The organism is Sphaerotilus sp. (assembly GCF_031429695.1).
Lineage (GTDB): Bacteria > Pseudomonadota > Gammaproteobacteria > Burkholderiales > Burkholderiaceae_C > Sphaerotilus.
This window is the reverse complement of record NZ_JANPAB010000108.1, coordinates 37,934-54,750: the sequence shown is the minus strand read 5'-3', so window position 1 is coordinate 54,750 and position 16,817 is coordinate 37,934. Positions and strand designations below refer to the sequence as shown.

Sequence of the window (16,817 nt, the reverse complement as noted above, 5' to 3'; positions counted from 1 at the left end):
GGAACCTACGCCTTGATTCACCGCTGGATACACCGACGCGCGCTGCTGGCTTGGCTGCTGCTGCCCTGGCTGGCAATGCTGCTCGCCGTTGTCGGCATGGTGGCGATCGACCTGACACTGGGGGACGGCGTCTCCATGCAGGACTGGTACCTGCGCCCGCACGCGGACTGGTTCTGGCAGGCGCTTGGTGAACTCCCACTGTTGCTGGCCGGTCTGTACGGCTGCGGCACCGTCGCGTGGACACTCGGTGTCCTGATGGGCGGGCGCCCGGCGCGCCGGTCTTTGCTGGCGCTCGGCCTGCTCTGCGGAGCAGCGGGTCTGGCCTCTGGCAGCCTCATCGGTTTCAGCTGGTATCACCCAACGTCGCTGCTGCTTGGCGCGGTGGCCTTGTTCACTGGGGGTCTCTACGCAGCGCTGACCCAGCGTCCCAGACTGCGTGTGCAACGCCGACTGCCACAGTCGGTTCCAGTGCTGTCACCGCCGCCGATCCCTGCGCCACCCTTGCGACCACCTCTTCCGGCGCCCGTACCGACCCTGATCCGCCATGAACCACCGACCACCCAGCCCGTCGAATACTGAGGTCGGGCCGCCGCGCCTGACCAGATCGTGCGCCGGTGTGATCGGCGCGCTGGTGATACTGCTGTCGCTGGCGGGATGGTCGGGTGCCAGCGTCGGTGCGACCCGCGCCTGGCTGGTGTCGGGAGAGTACGACAGTCGGTCTGCCAACCCGCGGAGCGAAGCGACTACGCTGTGGGTGGCCGACATCGTGCGCAGCGTGTCCACCGGCGCTTCGTTGCAGACCCTGCTCGCGGACCCGACGCCCATGCCGACCGACCGGTCCAGCCCGCGTCTGGTGGAATCCGCCGCACCACTGCAGCCGCTTGCGCGGGTGTACGGCGAGCAGGCGTTCAATGCGGTGCCGGCCCGACGCCTGCGGGTCAGCGCCACCGCGGTCGGTGCACGTGCAGACATGGTGTCCGCAGTGCTGGACAAGGAATTCGCGGCACTGCGACCGGGCGACCGGGGATTGTTCTTTTACGCCGGTACCGGGCAAGCCGACCCCGGCGACGCGGCCGGCAACACGCTGCGCCTGTGGGACAACTCCGCGCTGTCTGTGCGGGAAATGGATGCCCTGAGCAGCCACGCACCGGTCACTGCACCGATGCGCTTCGTACTCACGCAATGCCACTCCGGCGGTTTTCAGCGCCTGATCCACCCGTCCGCGCGCAACCAGCGCAACCTGGGGCGCCACAATCGGTGCGTGTTTACCTCCGAGCCAATCGACCATCTGCGCCGCAGCTGTCCGGACTTGCCGGCTGATATCGAATCTGATGCGGACCTCGATTACGCCAGCCAGTTCTTTTCCGCGCTTGCAGGCCGAACCCGTGCTGGAACACCGCTGCGGCGCTCGCCGGATCTGGACGGTGACCACACGGTGACACTGCACGAGGCACACCTGCACGCCATCATCGAGGGCGACGGCAGCGACCTGCCCCGGTCGTCCACGGAGACCTACCTGGAGCGCTGGCAACCCGTCTGGCTGCGCTATCTGGATACGGTCAGCGAGCCGGACAACGAGTACGGCCGCGTTGCGCAGGCGCTGGCGGAACGCTTGCACCTGCCGCTGCGCGGACGTGCGCTGGTCGATGCACTGGAAACCCGGCAGAGAGAGCTGACCTCGCGCTTGCAGCGTCTCGCGGACGAGTCCCAGCGTGTGGGCGCTGACGTCGACCGATTACAGACGACACTCCGCCGCGCCCTGACCCAGCGCTGGCCCGCAGCAGCCCATCCGCACACTGCTGGCTATGTGCGGTTTCTGGCGAACGATCTCGGCGCGGCGCAACGGTTTCTGCTCGGCCAGACCGCCACCTACCCCAGGCTGGTGGCGCGACAGGAGCGGCAGGCCCAGATCGTTCAGGACCGCCTTGCACTGGACCGCAGCCTGACGCAGCTGGACAAGCTGATGCGGATGCGGCAGCTGGCGCGCCTGCGCGTGCAGTTCGACCGCTACGCCAATGACCAGGCGCGACAGGAGCTGGAGCGCCTGACCCGCTGCGAAAGCACGCCTCTATAGCGTCTTTATAGCGTGCTGCGTCAAACTAGCCCGGCTGCTGGTGCCGTCAACACGTGCCGGTAACGCTTCATCGGTCCGATGTCAGCGTAGCCCATCCAGCGTGCAACTTCCTCTTCCGCATGCCCGCTCAGCAATTGGCGCACGGCAAAGGTGTGCCGCAGCCGAAAAGGGGAACCGCCCTCGACACCCGCTTCCTCCATGACGCTGACCGCTGCACGGTGGCAGGCCGGATGGGACCAGGGCTTGCCGGCCGTTGTGGACGGAAACACCCAGCCAGACTGCTGCATCGCCGCTCCCTGCGCTGCGCGCACCGCCAGCCAGAACTTCAACTGCCCTGCCGCCCAGGGCGCGATCGGCACCTGGTGAGCCGCCGAGCTGCCGTCCGCTGCGACCGACAGCCTCCACGGCACTCCAGCGACAGGGCCACCGTCGACGGCTACCTCCTTGACGGTCAGCACGCGAATCTGTCCCGGTGCCAGGCCGGCACCGAGCATCAACGCCACGGCAGCCCGGTCGCGGACCACCTTCCAGGTCACGCCACCAGGCACGTCCAGCGCAGCAACAGCGGTGCAGTGACGGATCAGCGCAAGTGCCTGCGTATCGGTGAGCACATCCGGCACGGGGGTCAAGGCGGTCGCGTTCGCGTAGCGGTACGGCGCCTCCTGCATCAGTAACAGCGGAGCGTCGACCGGCGTCAGACCCCCTTCTTCTCGGCCGAGGTTGAGTACACGGTCAATGAGTTGCAGCAGGCGCCAGGCGTAACGTGGGGTCAGTTCAGCATGTGCACGCCCGGTGCGGCTCTGGCGCTGTGGGCGCACCGCCGCGAACGCGAGGAAGGCCAGCAGATCTTCGCGGCTGAGTGCCTCCGCCGGATCGAGGCAAACGCTTCGGATGCCCGAATCCCCGTCAAACGGTGCGCAGTAGGCAATGAAGGCCTGCCACATGTCGGCGTAGATCTGTGCCGATTCCTCCCGCAAAGCGCCCTGCTGCCGCGGCCCGCGTGCAGGTGATGAGGCAAGCCATGCCGTGAATTGCGCTTGCAGCGCATCGGCGAGGTGATTGCCGTCCGAGGTGGAAAACAGGGAGAGGGTATCGCTTCGCATAAAAAGATACTAACGAAAACCTCCTTGAATCACAAACAATCCCCCTTATTCGGTCAGTCCCATCTGCAAGCAGTTAAGCCGTTAGTATCTTTTGTTTACCGTGGTCCAACCACCTTCACTTCGAGGGGCCTAGCGTGGCTGGCGTATGCGGTTCAAAGGAATGCTCAGGCAAGCAAGAATGCCGAATCACAAATCTCGACGGCGTGACAGATCAATCGTGTTTTGAAAATCCATTGATAGGTTCTATCTTACGCAGCCCATCGACTGCGGTGAAAATCGCCCTATCCCGCCTCCCTTTGCCGGAATCCGTCCTGATGAACACCACCCGCCCGCCTGCCGACCTGAACCTGTGCGTCGAGCAAGCCCTGTCCGAGGACATCGGCCAAGGCGATGTCACCTCCGTGCTGCTGCCGCGGGGGCAGATCGTGACCGCCCGTGTGACGACCCGCGAGGCCGCCGTGCTATGTGGCCAGCCTTGGTTCACCGCTGCGTTCCAGATGATCGACCCGACCGTGTCGGTGACCTGGGCGACACCGGAGGGCAGCCGCGTGCAGCCTGACGACCTGCTGTGCACAGTGACCGGTTGCGCCCGCATGCTCTTCACCGGCGAACGCACGGCGTTGAACTTCCTGCAGACGCTGAGTGGCACAGCCACCTCGGTGCGCCGCTATGTGGACGCCGTGAGCGGAACCGGCGCGCGGATCGTCGATACCCGCCAGACGCTGCCCGGCATGCGCAGCGCGCAGAAATACGCCGTGCTCGTGGGTGGCGGGCTAAACCACCGGCTCGGGCTGTACGACGGTTTCCTGATCGAGGATGTCCACAGCGCCGCCGCCGGTGGGCTGCGCGAGGCGATCCACTACGCACGCGCCATGGGCCTGAGCGTGCCGATCATGGCGGAGATCCGCACGCGCGAAGAGACCCGCATCGCGCTGGACGAGGACATCGATCTGCTCTTGGTGGAGAGCCTGCCGCTGGAGCTGGTCAAGACGGTGGCGCGCATGGTGCATGAGCACCGCGACTGCGGCGGGCGGACGCTGGTCGAGTACTCGGGCGGCGCCTCGCTGGAGACCGTGCGTTCGCTGGCGGAAACCGGGGTGGACCGCGTCGCAGTGGGCTCGATCACCAAGCACCTGCGCGCGGTGGATATCACGATGAAGATCGTGAAGTGAAGTGACGCAAGCTCACGCCACCGGGCAGGTCGGTGTGAGGGTCACGAAGTACCAGCCGGTGCCATCCTCCAGCGAATACGAACCGAGGTTGCCAGGCCGCAGATCGATGGTCAGCGCCTGCCCGAGCAGGTAGGCGCACTGGCGCGTGTCGATGTAGAACGGCACGGCGCCCACCGTCCCGACACACTGGTCGGTCACGGTGAGCGACAGGTCGCCGGGATTCAGCGCCAGCGGGTTGCTGCCGTCACAGCAGCCCCCCGACTGGTACAGCAGCATCCCGGGATGCTGCCGAAGCAGCGTGGCCAGATGGGCCAGCGCTGCTTCGGTGGCCGACACGCGGGTGGACACGGCAAGCGTCGTGTCCGCGGGCATCAGAAGAATCCCAGCGCGTTCGGCGAGTAGCTGACGAGCAGGTTCTTGGTCTGCTGGTAGTGGTCCAGCATGGCCTTGTGGGTTTCGCGGCCGATGCCGGATTCCTTGTAGCCACCGAACGCCGCGTGCGCCGGGTAGGCGTGGTAGCAGTTGGTCCACACGCGGCCCGCCTGGATGGCACGGCCCATGCGGTAGGCGCGACTGCCGTCACGGCTCCACACGCCGGCACCCAGACCGTAGACGGTGTCGTTGGCGATGGCCAGGGCTTCGGCTTCGTCCTTGAAGGTCGTGACCGCCAGCACCGGGCCGAAGATCTCCTCGCGGAAGATGCGCATGTTGTTGTTGCCCTTGAACAGCGTCGGCTGGATGTAATAGCCACCGGCCAGATCACCCGACATTTCGGCGCGGTTGCCGCCAATCAGCACTTGCGCGCCTTCGGCCTTGCCGACGTCCAGATAGGACAGGATCTTGTCCATCTGCATGGCAGAGGCTTGCGCACCCATCATGGTGTCGGTGTCGAGCGGGCTGCCTTGCTTGATCGCCTTGACACGCTCCAGCACGCGGGCCATGAACGGCTCGTAGATCGATTCCTGGATCAGCGCCCGCGACGGGCAGGTGCAGACCTCGCCCTGGTTGAACGCGAACAGCACCATGCCTTCGATTGCCTTGTCGAAGAAGGCGTCGTCGGCCGCCATGATGTCCTCGAAGAAGATGTTGGGCGACTTGCCCCCCAGCTCCAGCGTGGCCGGGATCAGGTTGGTGGCGGCGGCCTGGGCGATCACGCGGCCGGTGGCGGTCGATCCGGTGAAGGCGATCTTGTTGATGCGCTTGGACGTCGCCAGTGGCATGCCGGCTTCGCGCCCATAGCCGTTGACGATGTTCAGCACGCCCGCTGGCAGCAGGTCGGCGATCAGTTCGGCCAGCACCAGGATGCTGATCGGGGTCGATTCGGCCGGCTTCAGCACCACGCAGTTGCCTGCACCGAGGGCCGGAGCCAGCTTCCACGCCGCCATCAGGATCGGGAAGTTCCACGGAATGATCTGGCCGACGACGCCGAGCGGCTCCTGGAAGTGGTAGGCGATGGTTTCGCCGTCGATCTCGCTCAGGGCGCCTTCCTGGGCCCGCACGCAGCCAGCGAAGTAGCGGAAATGATCGACCGTCAGCGGGAGGTCAGCGTTCAGCGTTTCGCGGATCGGCTTGCCGTTGTCCACGGTTTCAGCGTAGGCCAGCAGCTCCAGGTTCTGCTCGATGCGGTCAGCGATCTTCAACAGGATGTTGGCGCGCACGGCCGGGGGCGTGGCAGCCCAGCCGGCCTTGGCGGCGTGGGCGGCGTCCAGCGCCAGCTCCACGTCGGCTTCGCTGGAACGGGCGACCTGGGTATAGACCTTGCCGCTGATCGGGGTGATCACGTCGAAATACTGGCCACTCACCGGAGCGACCCACTGGCCACCGATGAAGTTGTTGTAGCGGGTCTTGTACTGGACCTTGGCTTCCGGGGTGTTGGGCTGGGCATAGATCATGGGATGTCTCCTGCGGTGTGACGGAAAGGTTGCGGACACCCGTCACTACGCGAAGGTCGTGCCAGCCGAAACCGCCTGGACAGACCGCTGGCCAGTTGCCACGAAATGGCCCGTTTCCTGCTTGAACCCTGTCCAACTGGCGGAACAAGGTGAACACCTGGGACACCCTGCGCTGCAGCAAATCAGGGTATCCCGCCATCCGCCTGAATTTCGTCAACCTGAAGCCGCGAATTGGTCGAATTTGGAATGGTCCATGTCGTGACGATTGGAAGCGCCAGACATAAGGGTAATTACTGAATGAGCAAGGTCACCAAGCCCAATCAGACCGCCCCGATGACTGCGGCCCGCCTGCGGGAAGCCCGCCGCGCGATGGTCGAGGGACAGGCGGACAGCTCGGATCTGGCCGCCTGCAGCCCGGCCCTCCTGCGCTCCTGGGAACGCAGCCGGGCGGCGGGCCTCACTCCCATTGGTCGCACGCCCGGCACGCCCCATGCCTCGGCCCTGCAACTGGCCCAGGCCCGCGAGCAGCAGCACGAACTTGTCGCCCACGCCCGCCCCGCGATGGAATTCATCCACGAGCAGACCCGCGACAGCGACAGCATCGTGCTGCTCTCCGATGCGCAGGGCTTGCTGCTCGACACCCTGGGCGATGCGGGTTTCGCCAACCGGGCCGAGCGGGTGGCGCTGCGTCCAGGCGCCAACTGGCATGAACAGTGGCGCGGCACCAATGCGATCGGCACCGCGCTGGCCGAGCAAAGCCCGGTGGTGGTCCACGGCAGCGAGCACTACCTGGAGCGCAACGGCTTCCTGACCTGCGCCGCCGCGCCGATCATCGACCCCGCCGGCACGCTGCTCGGCGCGATCGACATTTCCAGCGACCACCGCCAGTTCCACCGCCACACGCTGGGCCTCGTTCGTTCGGCCGCCCGCATGATCGAGCACCGCCTGTTCGAGACCCGCCACCGCGACAGCCTGCGCCTGCGCATCCACAAGTACCGAGAAGGCATTGCGGGCCTGACCGAAGGGCTGGTCGCGCTGTCCGAGGACGGCTGGCTGATCGGGGCCAACATGGCCGGGCTGCACCTGCTCGGATTGGCACGCCGGGACATCGCAGGGCTGCGCATCGACGCCATCTTCGAGACCACGGTGGACATGCTGCACGGTCACAGCCGAATCGGCCAGGGCTGGCCGTTCGAGCTGCGCCGGATCGGCGGATCCGTCCTGTGGGTGCAGGTGGAAGCCTGCCGTGGCGGCATTGATGTCACGCCAGCACCGGACACCGCCCAGGAAACGCCACGTGCCCTGCCCGATGACGTGGAGCGCACGGTCACTGAGTGCCAGGGCAATTTGTCTGAAGCCGCGCGCCGGCTAGGCATCAGCCGCACCACGCTCTATCGCCGCCTGCAGCGATAGCGTGGGGCGTCAGCGCTGCCTCATGCGCGCAGGAAGTGCCCGAGCTTGTCGCGCTTGGTGCCGAGGTAGGCGGCGTTCTCGGGGTTGGCGTCGATCTCGTGCGGCTCGCGCTGCACGATGGTGATGCCTTGTGCCTCCAGCGCCAGCACCTTCAGCGGGTTGTTGCTCATCAGGCAGACCGAGCGCACACCCATGTCCCGCAGAATCGCCGCCGCCGACTCGAAGCGGCGGCTGTCGGCCGGGTGGCCGAGTGCCAGATTGGCCTCCACCGTGTCCATGCCCTGGTCCTGCAGGTTGTAGGCCCGCAGCTTCTGCTCGATGCCGATGCCCCGCCCCTCGTGGCCGCGCATGTAGATCACCATCCCGCGGCCCAATGCGGCGATCCGCGCCAGGGCGAGCTGCAGCTGCGGGCCGCAGTCACAGCGCAGCGAGCCGAAGATGTCCCCGGTCAGGCACTCGGAGTGGACCCGCACCAGCACCTCGTCGCCGGCCACATCGCCGCAGTGCAGCGCCAGGTGCTCGATGCCAGTGGAACGGTCGAAATACGCGGTGATCGTGAACTCGCCGTGCGGCGTGGGCAGGCGCGCGCTGGTGCCCTTGTCGATATCAGTCATCCCGCGATTGTCGCCCGATCACGCCTGGAGCACCCCGCGGCGCACCTGGTCCCGCTCCAGCGACTCGAACAGCGCCTTGAAATTGCCTTCGCCAAAGCCGTCGTCGCCGCTGCGCTGGATGAACTCGAAGAACACCGGCCCGAGCATCGTGCGCGAGAAGATCTGCAACAGCAGGCGCGGCCGGCCGTCCGCGGTGGAGCCGTCCATCAGGATGCCGCGGGTCTGCAGCTCCGCCACGGGCTGGCCGTGGCCGGGCAGGCGCTCGTCCAGCATCTCGTAATACACCTCGTTCGGCGCCGTCATCAGCGGCACACCGGCCAGCGCCAGCCGGTCCACGGTATCGATCAGGTTGTCCGTGAGCAGCGCGACGTGCTGGATGCCTTCGCCGTTGAACTGCATCAGGAACTCCTCGATCTGGCCCGCGCCGCGCGAGGATTCCTCGTTCAGCGGGATGCGGATCTTGCCGTCCGGTGCCGTCATGGCCTTCGAGGTCAAGCCGGTGTACTCGCCCTGGATGTCGAAGTAGCGAATCTCGCGGAAGTTGAACAGGCGCTCGTAGAAGCCCGCCCAGAACGCCATCCGGCCGCGGTAGACGTTGTGCGTCAGGTGGTCGATCAGCCGCAGGCCGTGGCCTTCGGGGCGACGCGGAACGCCGTCGAGGAACTCGAAATCGATGTCATAGATCGACTTGCCATCCTCGAACCGGTCGATCAGGTACAGCGGCGCGCCACCGATGCCCTTGATCGCTGGCAGCCGCAGTTCCATCGGCCCGGTGGGGATCTCGATCGGCTGCGCGCCGAGTGCCAGCGCACGGGCGTAGGCCTTGTGCGAATCCTTCACCCGGAATGCCAGCCCGCACGCCGAGGGACCATGTTCGGCCGCGAAATAGCCCGCCGTGCTGCGCGGCTCGCGGTTGACGATGAAGTTGATCTCGCCTTGCCGGTACAGCACCACATCCTTGGACCGATGACGGGCAACGAGCGAGAAGCCCATCAGCTCGAACAGTGGCTCCAGCAGGTTGGGGGTGGGCGAGGCGAACTCGACGAACTCGAAGCCCATCAAGCCCATGGGGTTGTCGTACAGATCCGTGTGCATGGGGACTCTCCAGTGCTGAGCCGTGCGGTGCTGCCTCGCCGTTCAGGCGGGTCTGGCCGCGCGTGCGACCGTTCGTTTGGCAATCTCGATCTTGGCAATGGCGTTGCGGTGGACTTCGTCAGGGCCATCGACCAGTCGCACGGTGCGCTGGTGCGCGTACATCTCGGCCAGCCAGGTGTCCTGACTCACCCCCGCCGCGCCATACGCCTGGATCGCCCAGTCCACCACCTTGCAGGACACGTTCGGCGCGACGACCTTGATCATCGCGATCTCCTGGCGCGCGCCCTTGTTGCCAACGGTATCCATCTTGTACGCGGCGTTCATCGTCAACATGCGCGCCTGGTCGATCATGCAGCGCGACTCGGCGATGCGTTCATGCCAGATCGACTGTGCCGACAGCGGCTTGCCGAAGGCGACGCGGGTGGAGAGCCGGTCCACCATCATCTCCAGCGCCCGCTCGGCCGCACCGATGGAGCGCATGCAGTGGTGGATGCGGCCCGGGCCAAGACGACCTTGCGCGATCTCGAAGCCACGGCCTTCGCCGAGCAGGATGTTCTCCACCGGCACCCGCACGTTCTCCAGCAACACCTCCATGTGCCCGTGCGGTGCGTCGTCGTAGCCGAACACGCTCAGCGGACGCAGCACCGTCACTCCCGGCGTGTCCCGCGGCACCAGGACCATCGACTGTTGCTCGTGGCGCACGGCCTCGAAATCCGTCTTGCCCATCACGATGAAGATCGCGCAATTCGGGTGACCCGCGCCGGAAGAGAACCACTTGCGCCCGTTGATGACGTAGTCGTCACCGTCACGCCGGATCGAGCACTCGATGTTCGTCGCGTCCGACGACGCCACTGCCGGCTCGGTCATCAGGAAGGCGGAGCGGATCTTGCCGTCCAGCAGCGGCTCCAGCCAGCGCTCCTTGTGTGCGGCGGTGCCGTAACGCTCGATGGTCTCCATGTTGCCGGTGTCCGGTGCCGAGCAATTGAACACCTCGCCCGACCACACCACGCGACCCATGAGTTCGCACAGCGGCGCGTAATCGAGGTTGGAGACACCGCCCTCGCCCTTGTACGGGTGCGGCAGGAACAGGTTCCACAGCCCGGCGGCGCGGGCGACGGGCTTCAGCTCTTCCACCAGCGGCACGACCTGCCACGGATTGCCCGTCGCCCGCAGCGCGTGCATCTCGGCTTCGTAGCGCGCTTCGTTCGGGTAGATGTGTGCGTCGAAAAATGCCTGGACGCGATCGACGAGGTCTTGGCTCTTGGGGGAGAGTTCCCGGTTCATGCTCTGGCTCCTGCGGGTCTGAGGTGGGATGCTGGTGATTGAAGCACCGCCACCGCGCCCCCGAGGTCGCCTAGGTGACCAGATCCAGTTCCGGATAACAGCGGAACAAGCCTTGCTCGCTGAATGGAATGCGCCGCTCGCTCGCCAGATACGCCGCCACGCGCGGCACCTCGGCCACGCGGTCGTGCAGATCCACGATCAGCGGGGTGCGGGACAGTGCGCTCACCGCCGCCTTCGGGAAGGCATAGCGCAGACCCTCGATCAACTGGAACAGCGACAGGTCCGCATAGCTCATCTTGCCGCCGACCAGGAAGCGCGTGCCGGCCGGATTGCGGGCGACGATCTGCTCGAACCACTGCAGGTACTTGGGCATGCGCGTGCAGCAGAACTCCTGCGCGCGCCGGAGTGCCTCGGGCTTCTGGTCCTCGTAGTACAGGCCCACGCCCACCGGATGGTGCGTGTCGTGCGCCTCGCTGACCATGTCGGCGAGGGTAAGCTGGATCTGCTGCGTCCAGACCCGTGACTGCTCGCTGCGCCCGACCAGCTTCCACTCCAGCGCCAGGTATTGCAGGATCACCGCAGTCTGTCCGATCACGATGTTGCCGTCTTTCAGGAACGGCGGCGCGAACGGGGGCTGGACCGCTTTGGTGTCTTTCAGATGGCGCATCAATGCGGGCACGCCCTGCCCCGCCGCCTCGTCGCCGCGGGCCACGTCGGTGTACGGCGCACCCGCCGCCTCCAGCGCCAACCGCACGAATTCGCCTCGACCCTGAATGGTCGGCCAGTAATGAAGTTCATATGCCATGGACCGGACTGTAGCGGTCAACGCCTTGCATTCCGCCGCCCCGCCCTCAGATCGGCATTTCTCGCCTCTTACCCACAACGCACCGAAGGAGTTACCCGCATGGGCCTGTTCGACATGTTCAAGACCGACACCGGCGACAAGATGACGCCGCACCTGGCGTTCACCACCTCGCTGATCTACATGATGAGCGCGGACGGCGAGATGGACGCCGAGGAAGTCGGGCACCTGCTGTCCGTGCTGGGCGGCCAGGACGACGGCAAGGGCACGATCGGCGTCGGCGCGCAGAACCAGGCGCTGCTGGACGCGGCGCTGAAGTACCGCCGCAAGAACTCGCTCGACACCTTCCTGACCGAAGCCACGCCGCTGCTGAGTGACGCGCAGAAGATGTGCATCCTGGTCAATCTGATCGACTCCTCCCTGGCAGACGGCCAGCCCGAGCGTGAGGAGCAGGAAATGTTCGCCAAGTTCCTGAAGGCGTTCAACGTCACCGAGGAGCGTTTCCGCCCGTTCTTCGAGGTGATCGTGCTCAAGGCGGACCGCACGGTGTTCACCAACCAGACGCATCCGAAAAACCAGCCCGGGTACCAGGTCAAGCTCTCCCTGGCCTGATCCGGCCCTGATCACCACCCGCCAAGCGCCCCCGCTGTCCTGCTGCAGCGGGGGCGCTTGTGCTTGTACTTGCATCGAATCGAACCGCGAGCCTGCCATGACCGAACGCCCGCCACTGCACCAGCGTTGTTTCACCAGCGAGGCGGTCGAAGCCACGATCGACCGCGTGCGCACCCGCATGGCCGACGCCGAGCTGGGCCAGCTCTTCGCCAATGCGCTGCCGAACACGCTCGACACGACGGTCGAATTCACCGATGGCGAGCGGCCGGACACCTTCGTCATCACGGGCGACATCCCTGCGATGTGGCTGCGCGATTCGACCGCGCAGGTGTGGCCGTATCTCGCGCTGACGCCGTCCGAGCCGCGGTTGCAGCGGATGCTGGCCGGGGTGGTGAACCGGCAGGTGCGCTGCGTGCTGATCGACCCGTATGCGAATGCGTTCAACAAAACGCAGGAAGGCAGCCAGTGGGCGGACGACCGCACGGCGATGCGCCCCGAGCTGCACGAGCGCAAGTGGGAGCTGGACTCGCTGTGCAGCGTGATCCGCCTGGGCCACGGCTATTGGCAGGCGTGTGGCGACACGTCACCGTTCGATGCGGACTGGACGCGCGCGATGTGGCTGGTGCTGCAGACGTTGCGCGAGCAGCAGCGCCGCGACGGCCCCGGCCCCTACCGCTTCCAGCGTCTGGCGCTCAGCCCGACCGACACGCTGCCCTTCGACGGCGAAGGCTGGCCGGCGCGGCCGAACGGGCTGATCCGCTCCGGGTTCCGGCCGTCGGACGACGCGTGCCAGTACCCCTACCTGGTCCCCGCCAACTTCATGGCCGTGACCTCGCTGCGGCAGCTCGATGCGCTGGCTTCGGCGCTCGGACAGGCGGCGCTGGCCGAGTCAGCGCGGGAGCTGGCGGATGAGGTCGCGGCGGCGCTGCCGACCGAGGGGGTGCTGCCCTATGAAATCGATGGCTACGGCAATGCGCTCTACATGGACGATGCGAACGTGCCGAGCCTGCTGTCGCTGCCGTATCTCGGCTGCATGGCGGCGGACGACCCGCGTTACCGCGCCACCCGTGCCTTCGTGCTGAGCGAGAACAACCCGTTTTTCTTCCGCGGCCGGGCGGCGTGCGGGATTGGCGGTCCGCATTGCGGGCTGGGGATGATCTGGCCGATCGCGCTGACGATGCAGGCGATGACCAGCACGAACGACGCCGAGATCCTGCGGTGTCTGGCGATGCTCAAGGCGAGCCATGCGGGGACCGGGTTCATGCACGAGTCGTTTCACCAGGACGATGTGCGCAGGTTCACGCGGCCTTGGTTTGCTTGGGCGAATTCGTTGTTTGGGGAGTTGGTGTTGCGGCTGGATGCGCAGCGGTCGCATTTGTTGCGCTGAGGCGCAATTCATTCGAACAGGCGACACCCGCCTCACTGGCAGATGAACACACTGATGTACCACCGGGTTGGTTGCTGCGACTCTCGCAAGGCCACCTTTAGCCCTGTCTTGGCTAATCGATCGGCAAGCGTCCTCGCTGCCTCCGTTTCGTCCGGCACGTTGTATCGGATCTCGTTGGACGTGATGCCATAGCCAGGCTGCTGGTTGACGCTGTCCGGCAGGAACCGCAGACGCCATCGCCCCGACTCGCCTGACTGCCTGAGCGCCAGAACGCTCCTGGCAATCGGCTCGGACGTGGCCTGCTTCGCAGCGCAATAGAACACGTCGACGTCCATGCTACCCACTGCTGTGGACCGAACAGCCGGCTCGCCCGGTGCCGGGATCACCGGCGCCTTCTGGACAACAGCCTGTGCTTCCTCTTTAAAGAACGAAGAGCTTTCTGTAGCCGCTCGCTTGATCTCCGGCGTACTCGCACTGACCGCCAGCACGCCCAGCAACTTGTACCGGAAGGGATCGTCCGCCAGCGACTCAATGAGCACCCGAAGCGCCTCCTCGTCCTTGGGCGTCTTGTCCTTTCTCTCGAGAATCTTGCGAACTTCCTGGTAAAGGTCGAAGGACAGCTTGCGTCCGGACTCAGTTTCCTTGAGTCGGGCCTCGGCTTCCTTCAGGCGACCCTCTGCGGCCTTCAGGTCGATGTCGAGTTTCTGGGTCTGCGTCTGAAGCCGCTTAAGCTCGGCATCCAGCGGCAAGGCGATCCATGCCGCGAACACCGCGATCCCGGCCGACGCGATGGTGACGACTTTCGACAGGCTGTCCAGCGTGACGGGCATGGTGCGAACCTCCTCGGCAGGGGGAAATGCGTCCGGTCTCGACTGAAGTTAGCCTGTGTCACCTTGGCCGGCATCCCCAAAGTTGACGACATTGCCCGTTGAATTGGACCTCATCCCCGCCACCCCAACCGCGCCGACACCCCCCGCCCCCGCCCCCGCAACACCCGCACCACCTCCGCCGCCTCCCGCACCTCCAGCGTCGCACTCGGCCCGATCGCCGTCAGCGCCAGCACCATCTGCCCGAAGCCGTCGAACACCGGCGCCGCCACCGCGCTGACCCCCCGCACCGAGCCATCGACCGCGCCGCTCCAGCCCTGGGCGCGCACCCGGTCGAGCTGCGGCGCCAGATCGGCCAGCGTGCGGCCGGCACCCTCGGCCTTCAGCACCGCCTCGACCTCCGCCGCTGGCCGGTGCGCCGCGAACAGCAGGCCGGACGCCGTGCCATCGACCGACACCACCGTCCCGTGCCGCATGTTGACGTGGACCGCCTGCGGCCCCTCCTCCAGCCGCACGATGGTCGGCCCGCGGTTGCCCCACACGGCGATCGCCACCGTGTGCCCCACCTCGCGTGCCAGCGCCGGCAATTCCGCCGAGGCCAGCCGCACCGGATCGACCTGTTGCAGCGCGATCAGCCCCAACTGCAGCGCCAGCGGCCCCAGCCCGTAGCGGCCGGTTTCGGCGTCCTGCTCGACCAGCCCGACCGCGCCGAAGCTGACGAGATAGGGATGCGCCTTCGCGGGCGTCATGTCGGCTTCGCGGGCCAGGTCTTTCAGCGCCAGCGGGCGGCCGGCGTGGGCAAGTGCGTGCAGCAACTGGCCGCCGACCTCGATGCTCTGGATGCCACGGGAGCCGCGGGGAGTGGGTTCTTCGGTCATGGCGATGGTCTGCGGCAATGGGTTGCGGGTTTTTACTAATGCGAATGCATTAGACATTAACAAACGCCGTGACTAAGATCAACCATCGTTCGGATTAGACGAACTCGTTCGACAGGAACAAACCGCCATGACGCAGACCAAAACCTTCGCCTCCGCCGCCGACCTGGAAGAAAAGAAGGTCAGCTTCGACAAGCTGTCCGACCACGCCTATGCGTACACCGCCGAGGGCGATCCGAACACCGGCATCATCATCGGCGACGACGCCGTGATGGTCATCGACACGCAGGCCACGCCGGTGATGGCGCAGGACGTGATCCGCCGCATCCGCGAAGTGACGGACAAGCCGATCAAGTACGTGCTGCTGAGCCACTACCACGCGGTGCGCGTGCTGGGCGCGACGGCCTACGAGCCCGAACAGATCATCGCCAGCCAGGACACCTACGACCTGATCGTCGAGCGCGGCGAATTCGACAAGGCCAGCGAGATCGGCCGCTTCCCCCGGCTGTTCCAGAACGTCGAATCGGTCCCACCGGGCCTGACGTGGCCGACGATCACCTTCACGGGGAAGATGACGATCTGGCTGGGTTCGGTGGAAGTGCAGGTCCTGCAGCTCGGCCGCGGCCACACCAAGGGTGACACCGTCGCGTGGCTGCCGAAGGAAAAGATCCTGTTCTCGGGCGACCTGGTCGAGTTCGACGCCACGCCGTATGCGGGCGACGCCTACTTCCAGGACTGGCCGCAGACGCTGGACAACCTCGCCGCGCTGCAACCGGAGAAGCTGGTGCCGGGCCGTGGTGCCGCGCTGCAGACGCCCGAGCAGGTGCAAGCGGGTCTGGCCGGCACGCGGGCGTTCGTGAGCGAGCTGTATGCCAGCGTCAAGGCCGGCGCAGCGGAAGGCCGCGATCTGCGCAAGGTGTACGAAGAGACCTTCGCCACGCTGAAGCCGAAGTTCGGCCACTGGGTCATCTTCAACCACTGCATGCCGTTCGACGTGACCCGCGCCTACGACGAAGCCAACGGCCACCGCGACCCGCGCATCTGGACCGCCGAGCGCGATGTCGCCATGTGGCAGGCCCTCGAAGGCTGATCGATCCCCGCTGTCCCACTGCGCAGGAGAACCCCCATGCCCATCACCCACGGCGTTCACCACGTCGCCTACCGCTGCAAGGACGCCAAGCAGACCGTCGAGTGGTACCGCGACCACCTCGACATGGACTTCGTGCTGGCCATCGCCGAGAACGAGGTGCCGTCCACCAAGGCGCCGGACCCGTACATGCACGTCTTCCTCGACGCAGGCAACGGCAACGTGCTGGCCTTCTTCGAGCTGCCGAACTCGCCCGCGATGGGCCGCGACGAGAACACGCCGGGCTGGGTACAGCACATCGCGTTCAAGGTGGCGTCGATGGAGATCCTCGAAGCGGCCAAGGCGAAGCTGGTCGCGGCCGGGATCGACGTGCTCGGGCCGGTCAACCACACGATCTTCAAGTCGATCTACTTCTTCGACCCGAACGGCCACCGGCTCGAACTGGCGGCCGACATCGGCACGCCGGAGATGATGCAAAAGCTCGACGAATGCAAGTGGGACATGCTCGAAGAGTGGTCGCAGACGAAACGGGCGCCGCGCCATGCCGCCTGGATGCACGAAGGCTGACCGGGCAGGAACA

General features: G+C 66.1%; 17 protein-coding genes. 8 read left to right on the top strand and 9 right to left on the bottom strand.

Annotated elements, in window-relative coordinates:
- Window positions 1-12: 12 nt before the first annotated feature.
- Window positions 13-579: a hypothetical protein gene (locus RMP06_RS20780; protein ID WP_310463700.1), complete on the top strand. Its 567-nt coding sequence runs from the start codon at window positions 13-15 to the stop codon at window positions 577-579.
- Window positions 545-2,074, top strand: coding sequence for a hypothetical protein (locus RMP06_RS20775; RefSeq protein WP_310463699.1), 1,530 nt, complete (start codon window positions 545-547; stop codon window positions 2,072-2,074). Before RMP06_RS20780 ends, RMP06_RS20775 begins: the two co-directional genes overlap by 35 nt.
- Before the next feature lie 20 nt (window positions 2,075-2,094).
- Here the strand turns inward: RMP06_RS20775 and RMP06_RS20770 are convergent, their stop codons facing one another.
- Window positions 2,095-3,177, bottom strand: coding sequence for a tyrosine-type recombinase/integrase (locus tag RMP06_RS20770; protein WP_310463698.1), 1,083 nt, complete (start codon window positions 3,175-3,177; stop codon window positions 2,095-2,097).
- Window positions 3,178-3,491: 314 nt separating this feature from the next.
- On the opposite strand from RMP06_RS20770, the gene nadC reads away from it, so the two are divergent.
- Window positions 3,492-4,349, top strand: coding sequence for a carboxylating nicotinate-nucleotide diphosphorylase (gene nadC / locus RMP06_RS20765; protein WP_310463697.1), 858 nt, complete (start codon window positions 3,492-3,494; stop codon window positions 4,347-4,349).
- Between the two features lie 12 nt (window positions 4,350-4,361).
- Here the strand turns inward: nadC and RMP06_RS20760 are convergent, their stop codons facing one another.
- Together RMP06_RS20760 and exaC are read right to left on the bottom strand one after the other, a co-directional pair.
- The gene (locus tag RMP06_RS20760) at window positions 4,362-4,721 is read right to left on the bottom strand and encodes a DUF779 domain-containing protein (protein WP_310463696.1); all 360 of its coding nucleotides are present in this window, start codon (window positions 4,719-4,721) and stop codon (window positions 4,362-4,364) included.
- Window positions 4,721-6,241, bottom strand: coding sequence for an acetaldehyde dehydrogenase ExaC (exaC, locus tag RMP06_RS20755; protein WP_310463695.1), 1,521 nt, complete (start codon window positions 6,239-6,241; stop codon window positions 4,721-4,723). Before exaC ends, RMP06_RS20760 begins: the two co-directional genes overlap by 1 nt.
- A gap of 297 nt (window positions 6,242-6,538) precedes the next feature.
- On the opposite strand from exaC, the gene RMP06_RS20750 reads away from it, so the two are divergent.
- Window positions 6,539-7,654 carry a sigma-54-dependent Fis family transcriptional regulator gene (locus RMP06_RS20750; protein ID WP_310463694.1) on the top strand — a complete coding sequence of 372 codons (1,116 nt, stop codon included), beginning with the start codon at window positions 6,539-6,541 and terminating at the stop codon, window positions 7,652-7,654.
- A gap of 20 nt (window positions 7,655-7,674) precedes the next feature.
- Here RMP06_RS20750 and ribA read toward each other — a convergent pair whose 3' ends face one another.
- The 4 genes from ribA to RMP06_RS20730 form a co-directional block, all read right to left on the bottom strand.
- A complete protein-coding gene (ribA, locus tag RMP06_RS20745; protein ID WP_310463693.1) occupies window positions 7,675-8,268 on the bottom strand; it encodes a GTP cyclohydrolase II in 594 nt (197 codons plus the stop codon).
- A gap of 18 nt (window positions 8,269-8,286) precedes the next feature.
- Window positions 8,287-9,363 carry a 4-hydroxyphenylpyruvate dioxygenase gene (gene hppD, locus RMP06_RS20740; RefSeq protein ID WP_310463692.1) on the bottom strand — a complete coding sequence of 359 codons (1,077 nt, stop codon included), beginning with the start codon at window positions 9,361-9,363 and terminating at the stop codon, window positions 8,287-8,289.
- A 42-nt stretch (window positions 9,364-9,405) separates the two neighbouring features.
- Entirely contained in the window at window positions 9,406-10,647 is a 1,242-nt protein-coding gene (locus RMP06_RS20735; RefSeq protein WP_310463691.1) for an acyl-CoA dehydrogenase family protein, read from the bottom strand.
- 70 nt (window positions 10,648-10,717) lie between these two features.
- The gene (locus RMP06_RS20730; protein WP_310463690.1) at window positions 10,718-11,452 is read right to left on the bottom strand and encodes a glutathione S-transferase; all 735 of its coding nucleotides are present in this window, start codon (window positions 11,450-11,452) and stop codon (window positions 10,718-10,720) included.
- Window positions 11,453-11,551: 99 nt separating this feature from the next.
- Between RMP06_RS20730 and RMP06_RS20725 the strand changes: the two genes are divergently transcribed.
- Window positions 11,552-12,061 carry a tellurite resistance TerB family protein gene (locus tag RMP06_RS20725; RefSeq protein ID WP_310463689.1) on the top strand — a complete coding sequence of 170 codons (510 nt, stop codon included), beginning with the start codon at window positions 11,552-11,554 and terminating at the stop codon, window positions 12,059-12,061.
- Between the two features lie 97 nt (window positions 12,062-12,158).
- Complete coding sequence (locus RMP06_RS20720; RefSeq protein WP_310463688.1) at window positions 12,159-13,448, top strand: glycoside hydrolase family 125 protein; 1,290 nt, start codon at window positions 12,159-12,161, stop codon at window positions 13,446-13,448.
- Window positions 13,449-13,480: 32 nt separating this feature from the next.
- On the opposite strand, the gene RMP06_RS20715 is transcribed toward RMP06_RS20720, so the two are convergent.
- Together RMP06_RS20715 and RMP06_RS20710 are read right to left on the bottom strand one after the other, a co-directional pair.
- Complete coding sequence (locus RMP06_RS20715; protein ID WP_310463687.1) at window positions 13,481-14,278, bottom strand: hypothetical protein; 798 nt, start codon at window positions 14,276-14,278, stop codon at window positions 13,481-13,483.
- A 110-nt stretch (window positions 14,279-14,388) separates the two neighbouring features.
- The gene (locus RMP06_RS20710) at window positions 14,389-15,153 is read right to left on the bottom strand and encodes an IclR family transcriptional regulator (protein ID WP_310463686.1); all 765 of its coding nucleotides are present in this window, start codon (window positions 15,151-15,153) and stop codon (window positions 14,389-14,391) included.
- 127 nt (window positions 15,154-15,280) lie between these two features.
- Here RMP06_RS20710 and RMP06_RS20705 point away from each other — a divergent pair, with 127 nt between their 5' ends.
- Both RMP06_RS20705 and RMP06_RS20700 read left to right on the top strand, forming a co-directional pair.
- Window positions 15,281-16,240, top strand: coding sequence for an MBL fold metallo-hydrolase (locus RMP06_RS20705; RefSeq protein ID WP_310463685.1), 960 nt, complete (start codon window positions 15,281-15,283; stop codon window positions 16,238-16,240).
- Window positions 16,241-16,276: 36 nt separating this feature from the next.
- Window positions 16,277-16,804 carry a VOC family protein gene (locus tag RMP06_RS20700; RefSeq protein WP_310463684.1) on the top strand — a complete coding sequence of 176 codons (528 nt, stop codon included), beginning with the start codon at window positions 16,277-16,279 and terminating at the stop codon, window positions 16,802-16,804.
- The last annotated feature ends 13 nt before the right edge of the window (window positions 16,805-16,817 follow it).

Excerpts from the sequence above, each read along its gene's own strand:
- RMP06_RS20775 (WP_310463699.1), top strand. The coding sequence starts at position 545 with ATGAACCACCGACCACCCAGCCCGTCGAATACTGAGGTCGGGCCGCCG.
- RMP06_RS20770 (WP_310463698.1), bottom strand. The coding sequence starts at position 3,177 with ATGCGAAGCGATACCCTCTCCCTGTTTTCCACCTCGGACGGCAATCAC.
- nadC (WP_310463697.1), top strand. The coding sequence starts at position 3,492 with ATGAACACCACCCGCCCGCCTGCCGACCTGAACCTGTGCGTCGAGCAA.
- RMP06_RS20760 (WP_310463696.1), bottom strand. The coding sequence starts at position 4,721 with ATGCCCGCGGACACGACGCTTGCCGTGTCCACCCGCGTGTCGGCCACC.
- exaC (WP_310463695.1), bottom strand. The coding sequence starts at position 6,241 with ATGATCTATGCCCAGCCCAACACCCCGGAAGCCAAGGTCCAGTACAAG.
- RMP06_RS20750 (WP_310463694.1), top strand. The coding sequence starts at position 6,539 with ATGAGCAAGGTCACCAAGCCCAATCAGACCGCCCCGATGACTGCGGCC.
- ribA (WP_310463693.1), bottom strand. The coding sequence starts at position 8,268 with ATGACTGATATCGACAAGGGCACCAGCGCGCGCCTGCCCACGCCGCAC.
- hppD (WP_310463692.1), bottom strand. The coding sequence starts at position 9,363 with ATGCACACGGATCTGTACGACAACCCCATGGGCTTGATGGGCTTCGAG.
- RMP06_RS20735 (WP_310463691.1), bottom strand. The coding sequence starts at position 10,647 with ATGAACCGGGAACTCTCCCCCAAGAGCCAAGACCTCGTCGATCGCGTC.
- RMP06_RS20730 (WP_310463690.1), bottom strand. The coding sequence starts at position 11,452 with ATGGCATATGAACTTCATTACTGGCCGACCATTCAGGGTCGAGGCGAA.
- RMP06_RS20725 (WP_310463689.1), top strand. The coding sequence starts at position 11,552 with ATGGGCCTGTTCGACATGTTCAAGACCGACACCGGCGACAAGATGACG.
- RMP06_RS20720 (WP_310463688.1), top strand. The coding sequence starts at position 12,159 with ATGACCGAACGCCCGCCACTGCACCAGCGTTGTTTCACCAGCGAGGCG.
- RMP06_RS20715 (WP_310463687.1), bottom strand. The coding sequence starts at position 14,278 with ATGCCCGTCACGCTGGACAGCCTGTCGAAAGTCGTCACCATCGCGTCG.
- RMP06_RS20710 (WP_310463686.1), bottom strand. The coding sequence starts at position 15,153 with ATGACCGAAGAACCCACTCCCCGCGGCTCCCGTGGCATCCAGAGCATC.
- RMP06_RS20705 (WP_310463685.1), top strand. The coding sequence starts at position 15,281 with ATGACGCAGACCAAAACCTTCGCCTCCGCCGCCGACCTGGAAGAAAAG.
- RMP06_RS20700 (WP_310463684.1), top strand. The coding sequence starts at position 16,277 with ATGCCCATCACCCACGGCGTTCACCACGTCGCCTACCGCTGCAAGGAC.